Source organism: Agrobacterium sp. 22-221-1 (assembly GCF_053522445.1).
In genome coordinates, this window is sequence record NZ_JBNWCL010000045.1 from 1 (window position 1) to 1,426 (window position 1,426).

Annotated in this window: 1 pseudogene; it reads left to right on the plus strand. The window is 58.6% G+C overall.

Annotation, left to right across the window (positions count from 1 at the left end):
* Positions 1-77 precede the first annotated feature (77 nt).
* A pseudogene (locus ACQZ5N_RS26360) lies at positions 78-1,292 on the plus strand (IS701 family transposase); the annotation flags it as partial.
* Between the last annotated feature and the right edge of the window lie 134 nt (positions 1,293-1,426).

Genomic DNA, 1,426 nt, shown 5'->3' on the forward strand with positions numbered 1-1,426 from the left:
CTAGCACTACTTTGGCAGATTAACCGACGGTTAATGATAATCGGCCATCTTTGGCCCCTCAAAAAGGGGTGCGGTGGATGGTGGAGCAGAATATTGCACTGGCGGATTGGCTGAAGCCGTTCGTTGAGAAGCTTGGTCACAAAAAGCGGCGGCAGATGTGCCCGGTATATGTTTCAGGCCTGATCGGACCGGGTGATCGCAAGAGTATCGAGCCGATGGCGGAACGCCTTGCGCCCGATCATTACGACCGTCTGCATCATTTCATCTCGGATGGGATTTGGGACGCCAGTCCGCTTGAGACTGAACTGGCTGTGCAGGCGGACAGAATAGTCGGAGCTTCAGACGCCTTTCTGGTGGTCGACGATACGGGTCTGCCGAAGAAGGGTGATCATTCGGTCGGGGTCGCTCCGCAATATGCTTCGATGCTGGGCAAACGCGCCAATTGCCAGACGTTGGTATCGCTGACGCTGGCACGCGATGAGGTTCCCGTTCCGGTTGGTTTGCGACTGTTCTTGCCGGAAACCTGGACCAGTAACCAGGATCGGATGGTGAAGGCTGGCGTCCCCGAGGAGATGCGTATATCCCGCACCAAGCCGACGATCGCGCTCGACGAGATCGACAGGCTGATCGCGGCGGGGGTGCGGTTTGGCACCGTGCTCGCCGATGCCGGCTATGGTTTATCGGCCGCGTTTCGCCAGGGGCTCAGTGCACGCGGCCTCACATGGGCTGTCGGTATTCCCAAACATCAAAAGGTCTACCCCCATGATGTCGCCCTGATTTTTCCGGTTTCCGGTCATGGCAGACCGCGCAAGCATTCGATCCCCGACACCCTGTCGATGGCAGCCGAAACGATCCTGGAAGCATCCTCCTGGAAGAAGGTCAGTTGGCGTCGCGGCACGAAAGGTCGCCTGACAGCGCGCTTTGCTGCGCTCCGCATTCGGATCGCTGATGGTAGTCCGCAACGTATCCTCGACAAGGGACAGCAGCATATGCCGGGCGAAGAGGCGTGGCTGGTGGGCGAATGGCGCTCGAACGGCGAGCGCAAATACTATCTCTCCAATCTGCCGGCCGAAGCAACGTTAAAGCAGCTGGCAGCTGCCATCAAAGCCCGATGGGTCTGCGAGCAGGCGCATCAACAAATGAAAGAAGAACTCGGCCTCGATCACTTCGAAGGCCGATCATGGCAAGGTCTGCATCGACACGCGCTGATGACAATGATCGCCTATGCCTTCCTGCAACATCAGCGCCTGCACCAGGCCAAGCGGGAAAAAAACCAAGAGGCACGGCCCGCCTGAACCGACACTGCCAGCCATCCGACGCGCGGTCATAAACACCCTCCTGGCAGCGTCAGCCCCAGAACGATGTCCGCACTGCAGAATCCGCTTCAGACCGCCAAAATGCATTCTGCCAAAGTAGTGCTAGGGCG